The organism is Nitrincola alkalilacustris, assembly GCF_008973755.1.
Lineage (GTDB): Bacteria > Pseudomonadota > Gammaproteobacteria > Pseudomonadales > Balneatricaceae > Nitrincola > Nitrincola alkalilacustris.
Genome location: NZ_WBOM01000002.1, coordinates 202,014 through 222,005, shown reverse-complemented (window position 1 = coordinate 222,005; position 19,992 = coordinate 202,014). Strand labels below are relative to the sequence as shown.

The following is a 19,992-nucleotide window of genomic DNA, read 5'->3' as shown; positions in this document are numbered from 1 at the left end:
CATGAGCACTCTGGCTGGCTACCGGATTCTCGAATGCCTTCATCAGGGGGGTTTCTGCCGTATCAGCCGTGCGCTCTGTCTGGCCGATGGTGCACCCGTCATTATCAAGCAACTGGATCGACAGCTCAGCAGCCATCAACGACTGAGTCGCCTGCAGCATGAGTATGAGATACTGCAAGGGCTCGATCTGCCAGACCTGCCTCAAACGCTTGGCCAGATCACGCTGGAGACAGGACCGGCCACTCTGTTTTTTGACTCAGGTGCCGTACCCTTGCGACAACTTCTGTCTGGCGAAGCTCGCCACTGGACTCAGTGGTTGCAACTGGCGATCCGTATTGCCGAGCTGCTGGGGCGTCTGCACGAAGCACATATCATTCACAAACAGATCAGCCCGGATCATATTCTGGTCCACCCGCAAACAGGCTCACCGAAGCTGATCGACTTTTCTCTGAGTACACGGCTCAGTCATGAGCAGGCTCATTGGTTCGCTCCTGATCTGGCACAGATGAATCTCACCTATATTGCACCGGAGCAGACCGGCCGCATCAATCGCAGCATCGACTACAGAACCGATTATTACAGCTTTGGCGTGACACTCTATGAGGTGTTGACTGGCCAGCCCCCGTTTATCAGTCAGGAGAGTCTGGAACAGGTCCATAACCAGATCGCCAAGCAGCCAATACCTCCGCATATTCTTAACCCGAAGATCCCCGAACGTCTGTCTCGTATTCTGCTTAAACTGCTGGCTAAGGATGCCGCTCAACGCTATCAGTCGAGTATCGGCTTGGTGCATGACCTGCAACAGTGCCTGCAACTGGAACACTCGCCTGACCAGCAACTGCCACCACTGGGCGAGCAGGATATTTCGGCGCGTTTTCAGATTCCGCAAAAGCTCTATGGTCGTGAAAGCATGCTTGAGAAGCTGCAGCAGCGCTATGATCAGACGGCGACAGGAAAGCGCACGCTGACACTGATCAGCGGCTATGCCGGTGTCGGAAAATCAAGCCTGGTGCTTGAGCTGCGTCAGTATGTGAACGAGCGTGGTGGCAGCTTCAGCAGCGGCAAGTTTGATCAATTTCGCCGCAACCGCCCCTATTTTGCGATCATTCAAGCGCTGCAGAGCCTGGTCCGGCAACTGCTGACAGAGCCTCAACCACAGATCGATCTGAAACGGGAGCAACTGCTGTCAGCACTGGGCAGGCAAGCTCAGGTACTGCTGCGCTTGATCCCTGAGCTGGAGTTGATCATCGGTCCACAGCCGGAGAGCCCTGTACTGCTGCCTGCAGAGGAGCAGAACCGTTTTTCAAGGCTCTTCGTTCAGATGCTGCGCGTTCTGAGCAGCGCAGAAAAGCCGCTGGTTCTGTTTATGGACGACCTGCACTGGGCCGATCTGGCATCTCTCTACCTGCTTGAGCATCTGGTGCTGATCGGCGACCTGAGCCACCTGATGTTGATCGTCAGTTACCGTGACCAGGAGGTCAATGCCGGTCATCCGCTGCGAACGATTCTGAGTCGGTTGGAGCAGAGTTCATATCAGAGTTCAGAGCAGATAGTCAGCCTGTCACTGACACCGCTGGATCTGCAGCAGGTTAACCATCTGCTGGCCGATACCCTGCTCTGTCGGCCAGATCAATGTCGCTCACTGGCAGTGGCCTGCCTGCAGAAAACTCAGGGTAACCCTTTCTTTTTGAATCAGTTCCTCCACTCACTCTATCAGGAGGGGATGATCACCTTTCGAGAGCAGCGCTGGCAATGGGATGAAGCGGCCATACGTGTTCAGGAGATGACCGACAATGTCATTGAACTGATGGTCAGCAAGTTTCAGCGACTGCCAGTGGCTACCCAGCGCGTATTACCTCTGGCAGCCTGCATCGGCAGTGTTTTTAATCTGCGTATTCTGTCGCTGGTCAGTACTTTGCACCCCGATCAGACAGCAAGAGATCTGTGGCCAGCGCTGACCGAGGGGCTGGTGGTGCCTCAGGATGACAGCTCTCAGCTGTTTCAGCATATCGACCCTGCCCGCTCGCGTTACCGTTTCGTGCATGACCGCGTGCAGCAGGCAGCCTATTCGCTGATCAGTGAGTCGGACCTGGAAGCTCTGCACTTGCAGATAGGCAAGCAGTTGCTGAAAAGCCTGAACGAGGAGGAGCAGGAGAGCAGGCTGTTCGAGATAGCCAACCATCTGAATCAGGCACGCCGGCTGGTAACAGAGCCTGAAGAGCGTCTGTCGCTGGCGCAGCTTAACCTGCGGGCAGGCCTGCGGGCACGCGAGACCGCAGCCTTCGATTCGGCACTGGACTATCTGTTGCAGGGGCTTGCCCTGCTACCGGTTGATGCCTGGCTGCAGCATTATGCTCTGACACTGAATCTGCACACGGCAGCAGCCGATCTGGCCCATATCAAGTCGGATCAGGGTTTGATGGATCAACTGATGCTGGCTGTGGAAACCAATGCGCACGATCTGCTGGATAAGGTGCGTCTTTATGAGATCCGTATTCAGTCGCAGGTCGCACGTAACCGTTTCGACAAAGCCCTCAAGATCGCTCTGGACCTGCTGGACAGGCTTGGAGTAAAACTGCGGGAAAAACCAGGCAAACTTTATTTCTGGCGAGCTCTGGCGAGAACCCATTGGCTGCTCAGGCAGCATACTGAAGAGCAGATTCTGTCTGCCCGAAAAATGCAGTCTCCACAACTTCTGGCCGCCATGCCGATTCTGGCCAGCATGTTCGGTGTGATCAAATTTTCCAGCTCAGAGCTGAGACCACTGGTCATGGCCAAAGAGGTGGAGCTAAGCCTTGTACACGGCTTGAATCCGGCATCAGCGATGGCCTTTGCCGGTTACGGTGGCGTATTGTGTGGCCAGTTCAATGCCATCGAACAGGGTTACAAGCTGGGTCAGTTGGCCATCAAACTGGATCTGCAGTACCCGGCTCCACTGACATACCCGCGCACCCTGGTGCTGTTCAACACCTATATCCGCCATTATCGCGAACCCTTGAGACTCTGTCTGGAATCCCTGCTCAGGGCCCATCAGCTCGCCCTTGATTGCGGTGATATGGAATGGAGTGCCTATGCGCTGGCTGCCTATATTCAGTATGCCTTCCCGCTCAGCCAGAACCTCAACGAGATCCAGCCGGCTCTGGAGCAGTATACCGAGCTGCTACGACAGTCAGGACAAGAGCAGTCGTTGCAATACTCACTCTTCACACTGCAGATCATCGATAACCTGACTGAGCAGAACAGTAATCCCCTGCGCCTGGATGGACGTTTCTACAGTGAAGAGCGTGATCTGGCCGAACTGAAGCGGGAAAACCACCGCACGGCAATCTGTCTGCACCACTTTTACAAGGGATTGCTTTGCTACCTGCTGGGAGAGGCTTATACGGCACTGCGTCATTGCCTGGAGGGTGAAAAACTGCTCTCTTCAATCGGTGGCACCTTCACTGCACCCTGGCTTAAAGTGGTAACTGCACTGTGTCGCCTTTCCCTGCTACCCAAACTCAGTGGTTTAAATCGTTATCGTGAGCTGAAACATATTCGCCGGACCCTTCGCCATATCCGTGAGCTTGCCGGGTATTCACCCGATAATCATCAACACCACTATCATCTGCTGCAAGCGGAGCTCTTGAAAGCCAGACGGCGTCCGGCTCAGGCATTGACCCATTACGAAGAAGCGATCCGCACAGCGCGTGAGAAGAGCTTTGTACTGGAAGAGGCGCTGGCCTGTGAGCTGGCCGGGCAGTTCTGCCTTGACTGGCAGAAACCGGCAATTGCTCACAGCTACCTGATGGATGCCTATCGCCTTTTTGGTGATTGGGGCGCCACTGCCAAGCAGACACAGATGCGTCGTCACTATGGCATAGCACCAGCCATCATTGAGGCACCTGCCGCTGATCAATCCGTGGATGACGCCCTTCACTCAGGCAACTTTGACACACACTCCTTTGATATCACCTCGGTGATACAGGCATCACAGGCGATCTCCGATGAGATCGTGCTGGAAAAGCTGCTGGGTCGTCTGATGCAACTCGCCCTGCAGAATGCCGGGGCACAGCGCGGCCTGCTGATCCTGAAACGGCAGCAACAACTGTATATCGAAGCCGAAGCCAGCCTCGACGCCCCCTATCGTACCTTCAACAATCTGGCGCTGGAGGCGGGTTCAGATCATCTGCCACTGACCATCATCCACTATGTCGCCCGCACCAAGGAGAATCTGGTGCTGGGTAATGCAGTGGCGCATCAGATGTTTCAGCAGGATGAGTATATCCGCCGCCATCGGCCACACTCGCTGCTGTGCATTCCCATTCTCTATCATGGCGATCTGACGGCAATTCTCTATCTTGAGCATGGTGAGAGCCGTGATATATTCAACCGTGACCGTCTGAAAACACTACAGATACTGGCCTCTCAGGCCGCGATATCGATAGAAAACGCCAAGCTGTACCAGAGCCTTGAGCAATCGGAGCAGGAGTATCGTTCACTGTTCGAGAACGCCATCGAAGGTATTTTCAGAGTGGATGCGCAAGGACGTTTCATTTCGGCCAACCCGGCTTTGGTTCGTCTGCTGGGCTATGACTCCAGCGAGCACTTTATTCAGTCCGTGACTGACGTGACACGCCAGTGCTTCCAGGACCCGGAGGAGTGCCGCCGTTTTCTGAAAATTCTCAGCCAGGACAACCATATCCTGAATTTTGAAACCCGCTGGCTGCGCCACAATGGCGATATCGTATTTGTTTCCATCTCTGCCCGACGCCTTCTCAATGAACAGTCGGAACTGATCTATTACGAAGGATCACTGACCGATATCAGTGAGCGCAAGGCCAAGGAGGCTGCTGAGCTGGCCCGTGAAAAAGCAGAGGCGGCAAGTGAGGCGAAGAGTCAGTTCCTGGCGACCATGAGTCATGAGATACGCACACCGATGAACGGCGTTCTGGGGATGGCACAGCTCCTGCTGCGCAGCCCGCTGACTCCGGAGCAGAAGGAACAGGTGGAAGCGATCTACCGTTCAGGCAGTTCACTGCTGAGTATTCTCAATGATGTACTGGACTTCACCAAGATCGAAGCAGGACAGATGCCACTGGAAGTGAGTGACTTCGACCTGCCGGCAATACTGCGCGATCTGCATCAGTTACTCCTGCCCACCGCACACCAGCAATCACTGGACTTCATTCTGCGGCTAGATCCAAACCTGCCGGAACGTGTCAGAGGCGATGCCAGAGCACTGAATCAAATACTGTTGAACCTCTGCACCAATGCGCTGAAGTTCACCGAAAGCGGATATGTTGTCCTCAAGGCCCGCCTGATTGAGGACTCTGATCTGCAGTTGCGCTGTCATTTTGAAGTGGAGGACAGTGGTATCGGCATTCCGGAAAGTGCACATCCGCGTCTCTTCCAGCACTTTTCTCAGGCCGATAGCTCCATCACCCGTCGCTTTGGCGGTACTGGTCTTGGGTTGTCTATCTGCAAACGTCTGGTCGAGCTGCAACAGGGTAATATCGGCTTCAGCAGTCGTCCACAGGTCGGCAGTCGGTTCTGGTTTGAACTGAGCTATGAGCAACCGGTATCAGCGCCAGAACAGGCAACACCCTTGATACAAGCCGTTGTGAGTAAACCTGATCAGCCACTGGATATTCTGCTGGTCGAGGATAATGAGATCAATCAGCAGGTAACAGCAGGACTGCTGCGCAGTGAAGGGCATCAGGTGAGTATCGCAGATGACGGCTATACGGCTCTGTCCATGCACAATGACCGCGACTATGATCTGGTGCTGATGGATATTCATCTGCCGGATATGGACGGTATTGAAACCACTCGCCGCATACGCCAACACCCAAAATCCTTCAAGCGTCAGGTACGCATCATAGCCCTGACGGCCTCCGTCACACCAACAGAGATGCGCCAATACCTTGAAGCCGGTATGAATGCCGTGATCAGTAAGCCCTTTCAGTTCGAGGAGTTGCGCCGCCTGCTGAACAATGGCAACCCATCCCCTGCGCCGCTGCAGGCCAGTTCAGATCCTGTGCTGCTGAACCAATCACTGCTGCAACAACATCGACAGCAATTGGGTCAGGAGCTGTTCGAACAACTCATGCAAAAAATGAAACTACAGAGTGAGCAGTTTCTTGAAGAGTTATGCCAACCCGACATATCGGATCAACGCAGAACACATCTCCTGCATACACTGGCAGGCTCTTTCAGCAACTTTGGGCTGTGTGCTGCCGCTGAGAAAGCCAAAGCGCTGGAGCATAAGAGCCAGCCATCAACCGATCAACTTTCTGATCTCAAAAAACTTTTTGACACCAGCTTGTCCAGCTTGCAGGAGTCAGCCCTGACTACAGGACTCAGTACCCAACAGTAATATTCGTCTTGACACCAACCTTGCCTTATTACAACTCGTTACAACTTCATACACCTCTCTACATTCAGCACATATCTGGTTTACAGCCACTCGTTATCCTCAGCCTCGGACACACATAATAACAATATCAGAGTGAGCGGCACCTGCCCGGTATCACTCGGATTCCCTGAGGACTATGGATCATGAACTACCCGCTATCGCGCCGCCTGCCGCTGGGTTTAATGGCAGCAGCAGTGATCACCGCCATCTCAGCGCCGGTATCGGCCTACACCCTTCACAGCGACAACGGCACTGAGTTCAATCTCGATGTTGAGGCTCTTCTGGGAGTATTCAGCAGTCGCGAGCGCTACAACCTGGGAGCCCACACCGAAGCTGGCAGTATCAACTGGCAGGAAGGCTACTTGAAGCTGGGGTTATCCGGTTCTCAGGTATTACAGGCTGAATCCAGTCTTTACGGCGGTATCGGTATCGTCAGCTCTGCCACCTGGGGCAGTGGTGATGCGGGTGGATTCACCTCAGGTAATGAGCGCAAGACCAACCTGGAAACTGCCTATGTCGGCTGGCAATCGGGTAACCTAATCCCGGCACTTGGCGAGAACGGGATGAACCTGTCCTTTGGTCGTCAGCCCTTTGCTATCGGCGATGGTTTTCTGATCAATGGTGACGCCCTGAACTTTGGCGATGCGCTGGGCGACGAACTGAATCGCGGTGGTGCCTATTGGCTGGCTCCTCGACAGGCGTTTGATCGCACGGCGGTTCTGAGCCTGGGCACTGACGAAGGCCTCAGCGGCGATCTATTCTGGCTCAAGTCGGATAACGTAGCGCAATCACAGATGAAGCTATCCGGTCTGAATCTTGAGTATGGACTCCCTTATGGCACCTTTGCTCTTAGCTATATTCGCGGTCTGAGTGTCATGGACGGTGGAGCCAGCCATCGTGATGGTCAGAAAACTACCAGCCTGCGCTATCAGGGCGATGCAGGAGTCGAAAACCTGTTCTTGTCCGGCGAATGGGTTACACAAACCCAGGGGGACGATACAGCACCTGATGCCAAGGCCTGGTATCTTGAAACCGGCTGGACCTTTGCTGACCTGCCTTTCACCCCCAGTATCACCTATCGTTACTCTCGCTTTGAAGAGGGCTTTGACCCTCTGTTCTTCGGCTTTTCACGTGGCTACGGTACATGGTTCCAAGGCGAAGTCGCCGCCAACTATGCCGGGCCATTCAACAGCGACGCCGCGGTTCATCATATCGGCTTGGCGGCCAGCCTGAGCGAGACCCTGTCAGTAGGCGCTCTGTACTTCGATTTCAGCAAGACGGCAGGTGGCACCGGCGCACTGAATGGACGTGAGCTGGATCTTTATGCCGAGTGGGTGGTTAACGATCACTTGATCATTAACCCGTTGATCGGTGTGTATCGACCCAAACACAGCGATGCCGATGGCGGCTCACAGATCGGTGGCAAGAGCACCAACCTCTATGGGCAGTTGGTGGCTGTAGTGTTGTTCTGAAAATTAGCGTTGTTCGGAAAATGCATGGTCGGGTGCCCCCTCCCCTTCACACCCGGCCATACAGACATTTGAGACAAAAATAAGGAAAATACGATGGACATGAACTATTCACTGCTGATCAATGGCCGCAAGGTAATCGGCGAGCAGGGCAGCTTCAGTGTGATCAACCCAGCAACAGGAAGCGCTTTGGGTGAGTGCCCTGCTGCCTCAGCCGGGCAGCTGGAAGAAGCAATTGCGGCAGCCTCGACTGCCTTTGCAACCTGGCAATATACGCCGGAAAGCAATATTACCGAGATGATGAATGCGATTGCCGACAAGATCGAAGCCCATGCCGATGAACTGGCCCGCATCATCACACTGGAACAGGGTAAACCTCTCGGTCTGGCTCAGATTGAGGTGGGTGCATCAGCAGCCTGGACCCGCGCTACCGCAGCGATGACTCTGCCGGTCAAAACCATTGAGGACTCGGAGAATCGCCTGATTGAGTTACACCGCAAACCGCTGGGTGTGATTGGTTCCATCACGCCCTGGAACTGGCCATTGATGATTGCAATCTGGCATATAGTGCCGGCCATTCGCACCCGCAATACGCTGGTGATCAAACCTTCCTCCTTCACCCCCTTCAACACCCTGCGCCTGGTCGAACTGATCAATGAAGTGCTGCCAGCCGGTGTGGTCAACGTGGTCACGGGTGAGCGTGATATCGGCAATACCATCACCGGCCATCCAACTCTTCGTAAAGTGGTCTTCACTGGCTCCACGCCTACCGGACAGACCATCATGCGCAACGCTGCCAGCAATTTGAAGCGCCTGACACTGGAGCTCGGCGGCAATGATGCCGGCATTGTGCTGCCTGGTACCGATCTGGAGAAGATAGCACCCGCGATTTTTCAGACCGCCTTTCTCAATATGGGCCAGACCTGCGCTGCGCTGAAGCGTCTGTATGTGCATGAGTCTCAATATGAGGAGATGTGCCAGCGCCTGAGCAGCATCGCCAAATCTCAGGTAGTAGGGTCGGGTCTGGATGAAGGCGTGACCTTCGGGCCGATTCAGAACAAAAAACAGTTCGATCTGGTCTGCACTCTGGTCGACGATGCTCGCGAGTCTGGTGCCCGTATTCTGACCGGGGGCGCTCCATTGAACGGGCCGGGTTACTTCTATCCGCCCACTATTGTGGCTGATGCCCGTGACGGTATGCGCCTGGTCAATGAAGAGCAGTTTGGCCCTGTGCTGCCGGTGATCCGTTACACGGATCTGGAAGATGCCATCACTCAGGCGAATGCCAGCGAAAGTGCATTGGGTGGTTCTGTCTGGGGTAATGATATAGAGCTGGCAAGCCAGATCGCCTTACGCTTTGAGTGCGGTACTGCATGGGTCAACAACCATGCCGAAGTTTTGCCACACTGCCCGTTCGGTGGGTGCAAGATGTCGGGCTTCGGACTGGAGTTCGGGGAAGAGGGATTACTGGAATACACCGCTCCTCAGTTACTGAACATCAATCGCAACTGAGTATAAAGCCCCTTCAGCCAAGACTGGTAATCTGTGTTACCAAGAGATGGCTGAGGTTTTTCTGACCTGTATTCAGTGCAGGTCAGCTCTTTTCCTGCAGAAAAGCTAATAATCCGGCTTCATCCATTACCCGTACGCCGAGCTGCTCCGCTTTAGTGAGCTTGGAGCCCGCTCCGGGGCCTGCCACAACACAATCGGTATTCTTTGAGACACTACCACTGACCTTGGCACCCAGTGCCACCAGGCGATCCTTGGCTTCATCGCGGGTCATGCTTTCGAGCGTACCTGTCAGTACCCAGGTCTGGCCGGAGAGTGGCTGTTCCGTCACGGCAACTTCGGCCTGACACTCCCAGTGCATGCCAAAATCACGCAACTGCTGTTCCAGCGCTCGGATCTGGCGGCACCAGTCATCATCTGCCAGAAGATCCAGCAGGCCTGCGCGCGCTTTTGCGCTGAAGCGAGGTATCTGGCTAAGGCGGGCAGCATCGGCGCCCAGCAATTGATCCAGCGTTGTGAATACACTGGCCAGCGTTTCGGCGCCGGTCTGTGCCACACCGGGAATACTCATCTTGATCAGCAACTGCGCAAAGCTGATCTGCCCCACCAGAGCCGGTGACAGGTCGCCTTCGTCGTCAAACACAAGGCCCTGTTCAATCAAGCGATCCAGAATCTCACGGTTGTGCTCATCCTGCATGAAGTGAGCGATGGAGAAAGCCACCTCATTTCCGATATCCGGCAGCCAGGTCAGCAATTCAGGCAGCGCCGAGCGTATCCGTTGCAGCGATCCAAGGCTTGTCGCAAGCGTCCGGGCGGTCTCTTCACCCACTTCGGGAATACCGAGTGCGAAGATAAAGCGTGCCAGAGTGGTCTGCTTACGAGCCTGAATCGCATTGTAGAGGTTTTCTGACGAGAGCTGTGCGAAGCCTTCAAGCTGCAGGAAATGATCTACCGTCAGTGAAAACAGATCGGCAGGTGAGCGCACCAGATTTCGCTCCACCAGTTGATCAACGTTCTTTTCGCCCAGGCCTTCGATATCCAGCGCACGGCGTGATACGAAGTGCAGGATCGCTTGTTTGAGCTGCGCGCTGCAGACCAGACGGCCAACACAGCGGTAGATAGAACCTTCGCTGCTGTGCACCTTGCCTTTACCGTGGCGCTGCAACTGGGTGCGTTCGACATCCGACCTGCAGACCGGACAATGGCTGGGCACCTGAATCGGTTTTTCATCGCCCGTGCGCTGCTCGGTGATCACTCGCACCACCTTGGGAATCACATCCCCGGCGCGGTGCACGATTACCTGATCCCCTTCGCGGATATCCAGCCGGGCAATCTCATCCATATTATGCAATGTGGCATTACTGACCGTGACGCCGCCGACAAACACCGGCTCCAGGCGCGCAACCGGCGTAATCGCCCCGGTGCGCCCAACCTGAAACTCCACGGCATTGAGGCGTGTGATCTCCTCCTGTGCCGGAAATTTACGTGCAATTGCCCAGCGCGGCGCACGGGCAACATAACCCAGTGCCTCCTGCAGGCGCTTGTCATCCACCTTGTACACGATGCCATCGATATCATAGCCAAGGCCATCACGCTTATTGGCCAGTTGCTCGTAGTAGGCAAGGCAACCATTCAGACCTTCAACCAAGCGCATCTCAGGATTGATGCGCAGCCCCCACTTCTGCAGCAACTTCAGGGTTTCGTAGTGGCTGTCGGGCAGTGTGCCGCCCTCGACAATACCGGTACTGTAGGCGCAGAGCTCCAGAGGGCGCGATGCGGTAATGGCCGGATCCAGCTGACGCAGACTGCCGGCGGCAGCGTTACGCGGATTGACGAAGGTTTTTTCATCCTTTTCACGCGCGCGCTCATTCAGCTTTTCGAATCCGGCACGCGGCATATAGATCTCACCCCGGATCTCCAATCGCTCCGGCCAGTCGTCGCCTCTGAGTCTGACAGGCACATTGCGCACGGTGCGCACATTCAGGGTGATATCTTCGCCGGTGTAACCATCGCCACGAGTCAGGGCACGAGTCAGGCGCCCCTGCTCATAAAAAATACTGATTGCGATGCCATCCAGCTTCGGTTCACAGCTGAACTGGATCACCTCTGCAGCAGGTCGCTTCAGGCGCTCATGCACCCGACGGATAAAATCGGTCAGGTCCTGATCAGTAAAGGCGTTATCCAGTGACAGCATTGGCATTTCGTGCCGGACTTCGGCAAAGCCACTATCGGGTTTCGCACCGACACGCTGGGTAGGTGAGTCATCACTCACCCACTCAGGATGGGCCGCCTCCAGCTCACGCAACTCGACGAACAGGCGGTCATATTCGGCGTCGGGAAGGGTCGGATCATCCAGCACATAATAGCGATAATTATGCTCGTTGATCTGATCACGTAACTGCTGGATACGGACTTCAGGATTCATAGTGTGACTTTAATTTCAGGCTATAAGTTACAGACTATAAGTTTCCGGCTAGAAGCTTCGGACCAGAAGTGGCGAACTGATAGTGCTGGGCTGAAGGTGCTGAGCTGATGGTGCTGAGCTGAAAATGGTGAACTACAGCACACGCTGCTGCCTGCGGTTTTCCATTTCAAAGTCACGGATACGCTGACGGTAGTGCTCCTTGGTCTGTGGGCGCATAACTGAACGATCTTCATCAAGCAGATCTCCACCCACATGCTTGGCCAGCGTTTCAGCGGTTGCCAGCATGCACTCATAAGCCGTCATCGGATCACGGGGCTCCAGCATCGACATGAAGAAGGAAACGGCGGGCGTCTCCTCGTCATCCATCTGTTCCAGATCAAAAGTACCGGGGTTGACTGCATTTGCCATGCTGAACTGCACCGGACTGGTGTCATCACTTCCTTCAAAGCGGTGGAAGATCGACATGTCGCCATGTTCCATGCCACACGCCTCAACGACACGGCGCAGCAATGCACCGGAAAAAGGCTGTTTGGCATCGCCCACAACGGTGATCACCAATACATGCTCAGGCTCGGGGAGGTCAGTCAGCGCTTTTTTGGCAGGTTTGCTCTCCTGCACGGGTGTCGCCTCAGCGACGGGCTCCGGTGCAGAAAAAGAAGGTTCAGTAACTGCTTCCTGTGCAAAAGTTGGTGTGTCCTCTTCAGGCTGACGCTCACGCTGAGCAGGCACAGGCGCTGTAAAATCAGCTTCGGGCTCGATATCCGGTAAAGTAATGCTCGGTTCCGGGTCTGCCCACAGATCACGTATGGCACCGGCAGAGGGAGCCTGGGCTCTCTTACGCTCGGGTCGCGTGTTTTTCCTGGGCTCAGGAGCTGCCGGAACCTCGTTCTGGCCGGATTCAGCCGTAGCGTTGGACATGGCTGCGCGTTTGTTACGCGACCGCCCCAGCAGCATGGTAATAGGCTGATCCAGATCAAAATCCAGATCCAGGTTCTGCCCCTTCTCTGGCTCAGCGACAGGTGCCTGTGCAGCTACTTCTGGCTGCTTCTGAGACGGTATCGCTGGCTGAGCGGATTGAGCCGGTTGTTGTATGGATTGCTGAGATGGCTGTGATACCGTCTGGCGAACAGTATTGCGCGGCAAGGGCGGAATATCATCAAACAGAGGATCCATCTCATGCAGAGCACGCGTATCCTGAATATGCGTGACAGGCGTCGACAAGTTCTGTACCCAGGCTTCTTCTGTTGCTTCTGTATCGTTATCCTGGTCTGCGGTATGCGGTTCGATATCTGGCGTCGACAATGTCTCTGGAATCTCTTCCTCAAAGTCCGGGGAGATGGCTTCAGACAGCAGCTCATCAGGTATCTCTTCGGGTAGCTCATCAGACAGCTCTTCAGAGATCAATTCAGACAGCTCTTCAAACTGCGCTTCAGCCGACTCCTCTGCCAGCTCCTCAATGCTGTCGTCAACCAAGGCATCCGTGACAGGCACAACCGGCTCTTCATAATCGAGTTCGGTAGAGAAAAAAGCATCACTATCCTCGGCGCCAAGATCAACAGACTCATTACGGTCGCGCTCAAGAGGAGTGTCAGGCTCTACAGTAATTTCCAGCTGTGGCTCCGGAATTTCATCCGTGGAGTAGATCCAGCGCTCTCTGGGTTCGTCGGCCTCTTCCTGATACTCTTCAGATTCCAGCAACACCTCTTCAACCGACTCATCGGACAGGTCAGGCTCTGGCTGAACCAACTCACTTTGTACAGGCTCGCTTCGTACAGGCTCATCCGGAGGCAGTTCTGTTTCATACCCCTCCATTTCATCCGTCGTGCCATAAACGTTGTTCTGCTGTTTTTCCAGGCCCGGTAACAGCTCTTGATCGTCCTCCACCTCATGCGTGGAGTCACTGATGGAACCAAAACCCGGCTCAATCCGATCCTGCTCTACCGGTTTTTCCTGAGCCTTTGCCAGAACCGATGAAGAGGCGGCTTTGAGCTTGGCACCCAGATTTGCACCCAGATTTGAGCTGAGATTAGTGCCCGAGGGCTCCATTTTTTGCTCTGCCTTTTGCTGCAGCGCCTGAGGCTGCACCATAGCCCCTAACCGGGTATGCCTGAAACCCTCAGCAGCAGGTGCCTCAGCAACCTCCTGCTCTGAATCTGGATCGACTGAAGTATTGCGGCAGGGTCGTGCACCACCATTAGGCAGCTCGGGATTGAAATGGTTGCCGGACTCTGATGCATCGCTGTCGGAAAAACTGGGATCTATATCAATACGTAATCGGTTGCGATTACCGTTGATACGGCGCCAGCCATCAAACAGTATCAGCACTATGACGAGAATACCGCCAATTATAAGCCATTCGCGAAGACTGATCTCCATGGTGTAACCGTATCCCGAGTATTCTGCTGTCTGAGTGTAAAAAATTAAAAACTGAAGCCTACTCTACTAGCTGATCAATCACCAGCGTGTAAGTTCCATCCGAAGTGCTGACTTTAACATTGCCAAGGCTCCCTTTAAAGTCACCCGGCTGCTCTTCAGGTGTACCCTGCTGACTGATCCGGGCCACGACTTCAACCTCTTCGAACTGTGACAGACGCATCTCAGGCATCATCGCCATCGCATCATTAAAAGACACAGTGGCCGGCAATTGCCGGACCTGCAAGCGCATCGCCGCTGCCGGCATACGCCCGCCTACGGGTCGCGCAAAAACATAGACAGTCTGGTCTGAGCGAATCTCGGTCATCAGTTCCGGCGCCACCTCAATGGTGATACGCAGCAACTCCGGCTCCTGACCTTGCTGCATGCGCTCGCGGGCACGATCAATACCAGCTTGCAAAGACACACTGGCCTGTCCCTCTTCTGCATAAGCCAACGCATGCTCCCAGAAGCGGGCCGCCTCTTCGTAACGTCCCTGCTCAAATGCATCGATTCCCAACAGACCAAGCGATGTTACTTCATTCACATCCAGTGCCAGGGTCGCGTCTATCTGATCCCGCACCTGATCATCAACCTGGCCACCACGGGCAAAGAACATCGCCTGGCTGAGTTGTCCCATCACACCCGGATACTCCTGCGAAGACTCCGGCAGATAATCGAGCGCCTGACGGAAGCTGCCCACAGCACGATCAAACTCATTCAGGTTCATCAGGGTAGTTGCCAGCAGATACCAGCCCTCAGGGTTATTCGGGTTTCGTTCAAGCTCCGTTTCAAGACGTTCGATCGCTTCCTCGATTGAGGTTGGCCCCTCAGCGAAGGAGGTATCAAAGGCAGCACGATGCATCGCCACGGCCAGGTCATCCGCCCGACCCAAATGCTGATAAAGACTGAACGACATAACAGGCACCATTAATGCCAGCAGGGTCACCACTATCAGTTGACGCTTGCCCAACCGTACGCGAGACTGCGTGGATTGCATATCCGCTGCATCGTAGAGAAGGTTCCGTTCCAGCTCGATTTTCAGCTCAGCAAACTCCTGTTCAGCAAGCGTGCCCATATCTCGCTCGCGCTCCAGCTCACTCAGCCGCTCTTTGAATATTTCGATATTCTGCGCCTTGCGATCCACCAGCTGAAGTTTTTCAAGATGTGCATGCCGATTGCGCAGCAGTGGCCAGAAAACAATCGCGACAGCCACCAACGTCAGGAGCGCGATGCCAACCCAGAGTAATGTCATTTATCCTGTTCCTGTTGCAGTAGTTTTTGCAGCTGTTGCTGCTCCTGGGGTGTTAACCGGTGTGCCTCAAGTCCTGTTTCGTTTTCAGAGTCCGGCACCACATCAGCGCTGCTCACAGCATCGGCATCATCAGGCGAAAGAGTTCTGCGCTTCCGGCGGCGATTATGACTGACCAGAATCACTGCCAGAAAACCCAGAGCAAGCAACACATAGGGGCCATACCAGAGGAACCAGGTGGTACTGGTCAGGCGCGGGCGGTAATGAACGAAATCACCGAAACGCAGCACCATGAAATCGATAATCGCCTGATCAGATTCCCCGGCTTCTATCATGCGATGAACTTCACGCCTGAGGTCTGCTGCAAGCGGTGCATCCGAATCTGAGATATTCTGGTTCTGACAGGTCGGGCATCTCAGCTCCTGGGTCATGCTATGAAAACGGCGTTCATTGTCTGAACTGCTGAACTCATAACCCTCTATTGCAGCCACCGCGAATCCCGGCATCAACAGCAAAAACAGTAACAGATAGCGCATCAGACCTCTTCCTTTTCAATCTGCTGCATCATGCTGCGCAGTTTCTGCCACACGGCCTCATCTACAGCCCCGACATGGCGATAACGTATCACACCACGGCGATCAAGAATGAACGTCTCAGGAGCACCATATACCCCCATATCCAGTCCAAGTGAGCCTGCCTGATCCACAACCACCAGTTTGTAGGGATCGTAGTAACGCTCCAGCCACCGCAGCGCCTTGTCTGGCTCATCCTTGTAGTTCAGACCATAGATGGTGACACCCTCCTCCTGAGCGATTTTGTTCAACTGACCATGTTCTTCCAGACAGGTCGGGCACCAGGTTGCCCAGACATTCAGCAGTGCAACCTCACCCTTGAGACTATCGGCAGTCAGCATCTGCTCTGGCTCATAGAGTGATGGCAGACTGAACGTCGGAATGGGTTTATCGATCAGCGCCGAAGGTAGTTTGCTCGGATCCATGAACAGACCACGAAACAGAAACACCCCCACTGCCAGAAAAGCCAGTAGCGGGATAAAGAGAAAAATCTTACGCATCCTGACAGTCTCCTTCAGACCTTGGCCATTTCGGCATCACGCCGTGCCTGCCTGCGATAGCGTGGATCAGCTGCCGCCAGCACGCCACCGACAGTCATGAAAATGGCACCCAGCCAGATCCAACGCACAAAGGGCTTGTATTGAAGCCTGACAGCCCAGGCACCCGATTCCGGCTCAAGCTGCTCACCCAGCGCAATATAGAGATCCCGGAAAAGCCCAGGCTGCAGCGCCACTTGTGTCATAACCATTCCGCGAGCGGTATACAGGCGTTTTTCCGGAAACATCTCTGTGTAGGGCTCGCCTTGATACAGCACTCGAACACGTCCCATATCGGAAATATAGTTCGGGCCCTGAACTTCACGTGTGCCATCAAAGATGAAGGTGTAATCGCGAAAGGTCATCCTGTCACCCGGTGCCATACGCATGTCGGTCTGCTCTTCAAAGACAGTCACCATCGCCACGCCGACAATCATGATAGCGACACCGATATGCGCCAGTATCATTCCATAGAAGCTGCGCGATTGCTGACGCATGCCCTGCCACAGGTTACGACGGTGCCGGACACGGTTGTATATGTCTCGCATGCCAGTAAAAAGAATCCAGTAAGCCAGAACAAGTGCAAGCCCCGCCCACCATTCCAATACTCCTCCGTAGAGCCAGAGCGTAACGAGCCCAGCTACAACAGCCGCCACTGCCGACAGCCAGAGCTGTGAAACCAGCATAGAGACGGAGGTATGTTTCCAGCGACTGACGGTGGCAATACCCAGAAAAACGGCCATGATCGACATCAGCGGTACAAACAGGGCATTGAAGTAGGGAGGCCCTACGGAGATCTTACCCAGATTCAACGCATCCATTACCAATGGATAAAGTGTGCCGATGAGTACCATGGCACAGGCTACTGTCAGCAGGACATTATTCACCAGCAGCAGACTTTCACGCGACAACAGACCGAAGCTCGAATCACTCTTGACCGACCCGGCCCGAAGCGCATATAGCAATAAAGAGCCTCCGATTACCACAATCAGCATACCCAGGATGAACATCCCACGCTGCGGGTCAGTGGCAAAAGCATGTACAGAGGTCAGAACCCCGGAGCGCACCAGAAAGGTTCCCAGCAGACTCAGTGAAAAAGCCGCAATGGCCAGCAGTACTGTCCAGCTTTTGAATACACCGCGCTTTTCAGACACTGCCAGGCTGTGAATCAGAGCGGTCGCCACCAGCCAAGGCAGCAGGGAAGCGTTCTCAACCGGATCCCAGAACCACCAGCCCCCCCAGCCCAGCTCATAGTAGGCCCACCAGCTGCCAAGAGCGATGCCAATGGTCAGGAATGCCCAGGCCACGGTTGTCCAGGGACGTGACCAGCGTGCCCAGGCGGCATCCAGTCGGCCACTGAGCAATGCAGCTATGGCGAATGAAAACGCAACCGACAGCCCGACATATCCCATGTAAAGGGTAGGAGGATGAACTATCAGGCCAAAATCCTGCAACAGAGGGTTAAGATCGGCCCCCTCGGCCGGGAAACCTGGCAGAAAGCGGTCAAATGGATTGGAGGTAAACAGGATGAACAGCAAAAACCCTACGGTGATCATACCCATGACACCCAGCACTCGGCCGACTATGTCATGTGGCAGGGTTTTGCTCTTGAGTGCAACCGCCAGAGTCCAGACAGCCTGAATCCAGACCCACAAGAGCAGCGAGCCCTCATGCCCCCCCCAGATAGCACTTATTTTGAAGTACCAGGGCAGGTTGGTGTTGGAGCCATTGGCTACATAGACAACCGAGAAGTCGTTGCTTAAAAACGCCCAGCCCAGACACAGCAGGCTGAAGGACAGAAATGCGAACACACCTTTACTCAATGGGCGCGCATAGTCGACCCACAACTGGTTGCCATTATAGGCACCCACCATAGGTACTACCGAAAGAAGCAGAGCCAGACACAGACCGAGAATTAACGAGAATTGACCCAGTTCAGGAATCATTGTCCATACCCCTGGTTCTGGTTATTTCCCTGACCATAGCCCTGACCATAACCACCCCCTTTTCCTTCACCCTCGGCAGACTGCTGCCAGTTGTAGTCCGGCATCTTTCCAGCCTTGACCAGCGCATCAGCCACCTCTTTTGGCATGTAGTTTTCATCATGTTTGGCCAGCACTTCGGTCGCGATCAGCATGCCATTCTGATCCAGAGAGCCCTGAGCCACTATGCCCTGCCCTTCGCGAAACAGATCCGGCAGAATGCCGTTATATTGGACCGTCGCGGTATGCGCATAGTCGGTGATATCAAAACGGACTTTAAGCGTACCGGGATCACGGCTGATACTGCCCTCTACCACCATGCCACCGGCACGAATACGGGTATTGGCTGGGGCTTCGCCTTCGGCAATCTGCGAAGGTGAATAGAACAGATTGATGTTCTGGCTCAGCGCATAGGCTGTCAGCCCAACAGCTGCGCTGGTACCCAGCAGAATGGACAGAACGATATACAGACGTTTCTTGCGAGCTGCATTCATGAGCGAGCCTCCTCTCTACGCAGACGACGTGCTTGCTGAATCAGCAAACGTTTTCTAGCCTGCAAGGGCAACAGGATATTGAGAATCAATACAAACAGACCAAAACCATAGCTGAGCCAGACATATAGACCATGCCCACCCATCGCCAGAAATTCGCCAAAGCTCTCGAAAAACACAGCAACCTCACTTTTCAATCAGCAGTTCACGCACCCAGCCGGCTCTGCGTTCACGCTGAATGATTTCGTTGCGCAGTCGCAGCATCAGAGCAACTGCAAAAAAACAGTAGAAACCCAGCACCATGATCAGGAGAGGTAACCACATCTCAACCGGCATGGCCGGTTTTTCAGTCAATTTGAAGGTGGCAGGCTGATGCAAAGTGTTCCACCAGTCAACTGAATATTTGATAATTGGAATATTCACCAACCCCACGATAGCCAACACAGCGGTCGCCTGCGCGGCAGTTGACTCGTTTTCTATCGCAGAGTTCAATGCCATGACGCCGAAATAGAGAAAAAGCAGGATCAGCATGGAGGTCAGACGCGCATCCCAGACCCACCAGGCACCCCAGGTCGGCTTGCCCCAGATAGCACCGGTAACCAAGGCCAAGATCGCCATGGATGCTCCGATCGGAGCACAGGATTTGGCCACCATATCGGCCACTTTCATTTTCCAGATCAGGCCGATCGCACCGGCAATCGCCATGGTCATATAGATGGACTGAGCCAGAAATGCAGATGGGACATGCAGGTAGATGATTCGGAAGCTGTTGCCCTGTTGATAATCAGCTGGCGCAAATGCCAGCCCCCAGGCGACACCCGCCAGTATCAGCAATACGGCAGCAAGGATAAAGCCAGGCATCAGTTTGCCGGTAATCTGGTAGCACCAGCGCGGAGAGGCTAACTGGTAAAACCAGCGGGGCATCCAATTTTTATTACTCATATTAT

12 protein-coding genes are annotated in these 19,992 nt (G+C 54.5%); 3 read left to right on the top strand and 9 right to left on the bottom strand.

Annotation, left to right across the window (positions count from 1 at the left end; genetic code table 11):
- Nucleotide 1 precedes the first annotated feature (1 nt).
- From F7R27_RS03855 to F7R27_RS03845, 3 genes are all read left to right on the top strand, one after another.
- Complete coding sequence (locus tag F7R27_RS03855; RefSeq protein ID WP_151702902.1) at nucleotides 2-6,358, top strand: AAA family ATPase; 6,357 nt, start codon at nucleotides 2-4, stop codon at nucleotides 6,356-6,358.
- A 182-nt stretch (nucleotides 6,359-6,540) separates the two neighbouring features.
- Complete coding sequence (locus F7R27_RS03850) at nucleotides 6,541-7,869, top strand: alginate export family protein (RefSeq protein WP_206060364.1); 1,329 nt, start codon at nucleotides 6,541-6,543, stop codon at nucleotides 7,867-7,869.
- Between the two features lie 93 nt (nucleotides 7,870-7,962).
- The gene (locus F7R27_RS03845; protein ID WP_151702901.1) at nucleotides 7,963-9,378 is read left to right on the top strand and encodes an aldehyde dehydrogenase family protein; all 1,416 of its coding nucleotides are present in this window, start codon (nucleotides 7,963-7,965) and stop codon (nucleotides 9,376-9,378) included.
- An 82-nt stretch (nucleotides 9,379-9,460) separates the two neighbouring features.
- Here the strand turns inward: F7R27_RS03845 and ligA are convergent, their stop codons facing one another.
- The 9 genes from ligA to F7R27_RS03800 all read right to left on the bottom strand — a co-directional run bounded on the left by ligA (nucleotide 9,461) and on the right by F7R27_RS03800 (nucleotide 19,987).
- Nucleotides 9,461-11,800 (bottom strand): NAD-dependent DNA ligase LigA, encoded by a 2,340-nt coding sequence (ligA, locus tag F7R27_RS03840; protein WP_151702900.1) that lies wholly within the window; start codon nucleotides 11,798-11,800, stop codon nucleotides 9,461-9,463.
- A gap of 132 nt (nucleotides 11,801-11,932) precedes the next feature.
- A complete protein-coding gene (gene zipA, locus F7R27_RS03835) occupies nucleotides 11,933-14,176 on the bottom strand; it encodes a cell division protein ZipA (protein WP_151702899.1) in 2,244 nt (747 codons plus the stop codon).
- Nucleotides 14,177-14,234: 58 nt separating this feature from the next.
- Nucleotides 14,235-15,467, bottom strand: coding sequence for a c-type cytochrome biogenesis protein CcmI (gene ccmI, locus F7R27_RS03830; RefSeq protein ID WP_151702898.1), 1,233 nt, complete (start codon nucleotides 15,465-15,467; stop codon nucleotides 14,235-14,237).
- On the bottom strand, nucleotides 15,464-16,000 hold the full coding sequence (locus F7R27_RS03825; protein WP_151702897.1) for a cytochrome c-type biogenesis protein: 537 nt from the start codon (nucleotides 15,998-16,000) through the stop codon (nucleotides 15,464-15,466). Before F7R27_RS03825 ends, ccmI begins: the two co-directional genes overlap by 4 nt.
- On the bottom strand, nucleotides 16,000-16,536 hold the full coding sequence (locus tag F7R27_RS03820) for a DsbE family thiol:disulfide interchange protein (protein WP_151702896.1): 537 nt from the start codon (nucleotides 16,534-16,536) through the stop codon (nucleotides 16,000-16,002). Before F7R27_RS03820 ends, F7R27_RS03825 begins: the two co-directional genes overlap by 1 nt.
- Before the next feature lie 14 nt (nucleotides 16,537-16,550).
- Nucleotides 16,551-18,518: a heme lyase CcmF/NrfE family subunit gene (locus F7R27_RS03815; RefSeq protein ID WP_151702895.1), complete on the bottom strand. Its 1,968-nt coding sequence runs from the start codon at nucleotides 18,516-18,518 to the stop codon at nucleotides 16,551-16,553.
- Nucleotides 18,515-19,048: a cytochrome c maturation protein CcmE gene (gene ccmE / locus F7R27_RS03810; protein WP_151702894.1), complete on the bottom strand. Its 534-nt coding sequence runs from the start codon at nucleotides 19,046-19,048 to the stop codon at nucleotides 18,515-18,517. The genes F7R27_RS03815 and ccmE overlap by 4 nt, the downstream gene beginning before the upstream one ends.
- Nucleotides 19,045-19,242, bottom strand: a complete 198-nt coding sequence (gene ccmD, locus F7R27_RS03805; protein ID WP_476739164.1) for a heme exporter protein CcmD — start codon at nucleotides 19,240-19,242, stop codon at nucleotides 19,045-19,047. Before ccmD ends, ccmE begins: the two co-directional genes overlap by 4 nt.
- Nucleotides 19,232-19,987: a heme ABC transporter permease gene (locus F7R27_RS03800; RefSeq protein ID WP_276612554.1), complete on the bottom strand. Its 756-nt coding sequence runs from the start codon at nucleotides 19,985-19,987 to the stop codon at nucleotides 19,232-19,234. The genes ccmD and F7R27_RS03800 overlap by 11 nt, the downstream gene beginning before the upstream one ends.
- Between the last annotated feature and the right edge of the window lie 5 nt (nucleotides 19,988-19,992).

Bases quoted from the DNA above. Each gene is read 5' to 3' on its own strand.
- F7R27_RS03800 (WP_276612554.1), bottom strand. From the start codon at position 19,987: ATGAGTAATAAAAATTGGATGCCCCGCTGGTTTTACCAGTTAGCCTCT.
- ccmI (WP_151702898.1), bottom strand. From the start codon at position 15,467: ATGACATTACTCTGGGTTGGCATCGCGCTCCTGACGTTGGTGGCTGTC.
- ligA (WP_151702900.1), bottom strand. From the start codon at position 11,800: ATGAATCCTGAAGTCCGTATCCAGCAGTTACGTGATCAGATCAACGAG.
- F7R27_RS03815 (WP_151702895.1), bottom strand. From the start codon at position 18,518: ATGATTCCTGAACTGGGTCAATTCTCGTTAATTCTCGGTCTGTGTCTG.
- F7R27_RS03855 (WP_151702902.1), top strand. From the start codon at position 2: ATGAGCACTCTGGCTGGCTACCGGATTCTCGAATGCCTTCATCAGGGG.
- F7R27_RS03820 (WP_151702896.1), bottom strand. From the start codon at position 16,536: ATGCGTAAGATTTTTCTCTTTATCCCGCTACTGGCTTTTCTGGCAGTG.
- F7R27_RS03850 (WP_206060364.1), top strand. From the start codon at position 6,541: ATGAACTACCCGCTATCGCGCCGCCTGCCGCTGGGTTTAATGGCAGCA.
- F7R27_RS03845 (WP_151702901.1), top strand. From the start codon at position 7,963: ATGGACATGAACTATTCACTGCTGATCAATGGCCGCAAGGTAATCGGC.
- zipA (WP_151702899.1), bottom strand. From the start codon at position 14,176: ATGGAGATCAGTCTTCGCGAATGGCTTATAATTGGCGGTATTCTCGTC.
- F7R27_RS03825 (WP_151702897.1), bottom strand. From the start codon at position 16,000: ATGCGCTATCTGTTACTGTTTTTGCTGTTGATGCCGGGATTCGCGGTG.
- ccmE (WP_151702894.1), bottom strand. From the start codon at position 19,048: ATGAATGCAGCTCGCAAGAAACGTCTGTATATCGTTCTGTCCATTCTG.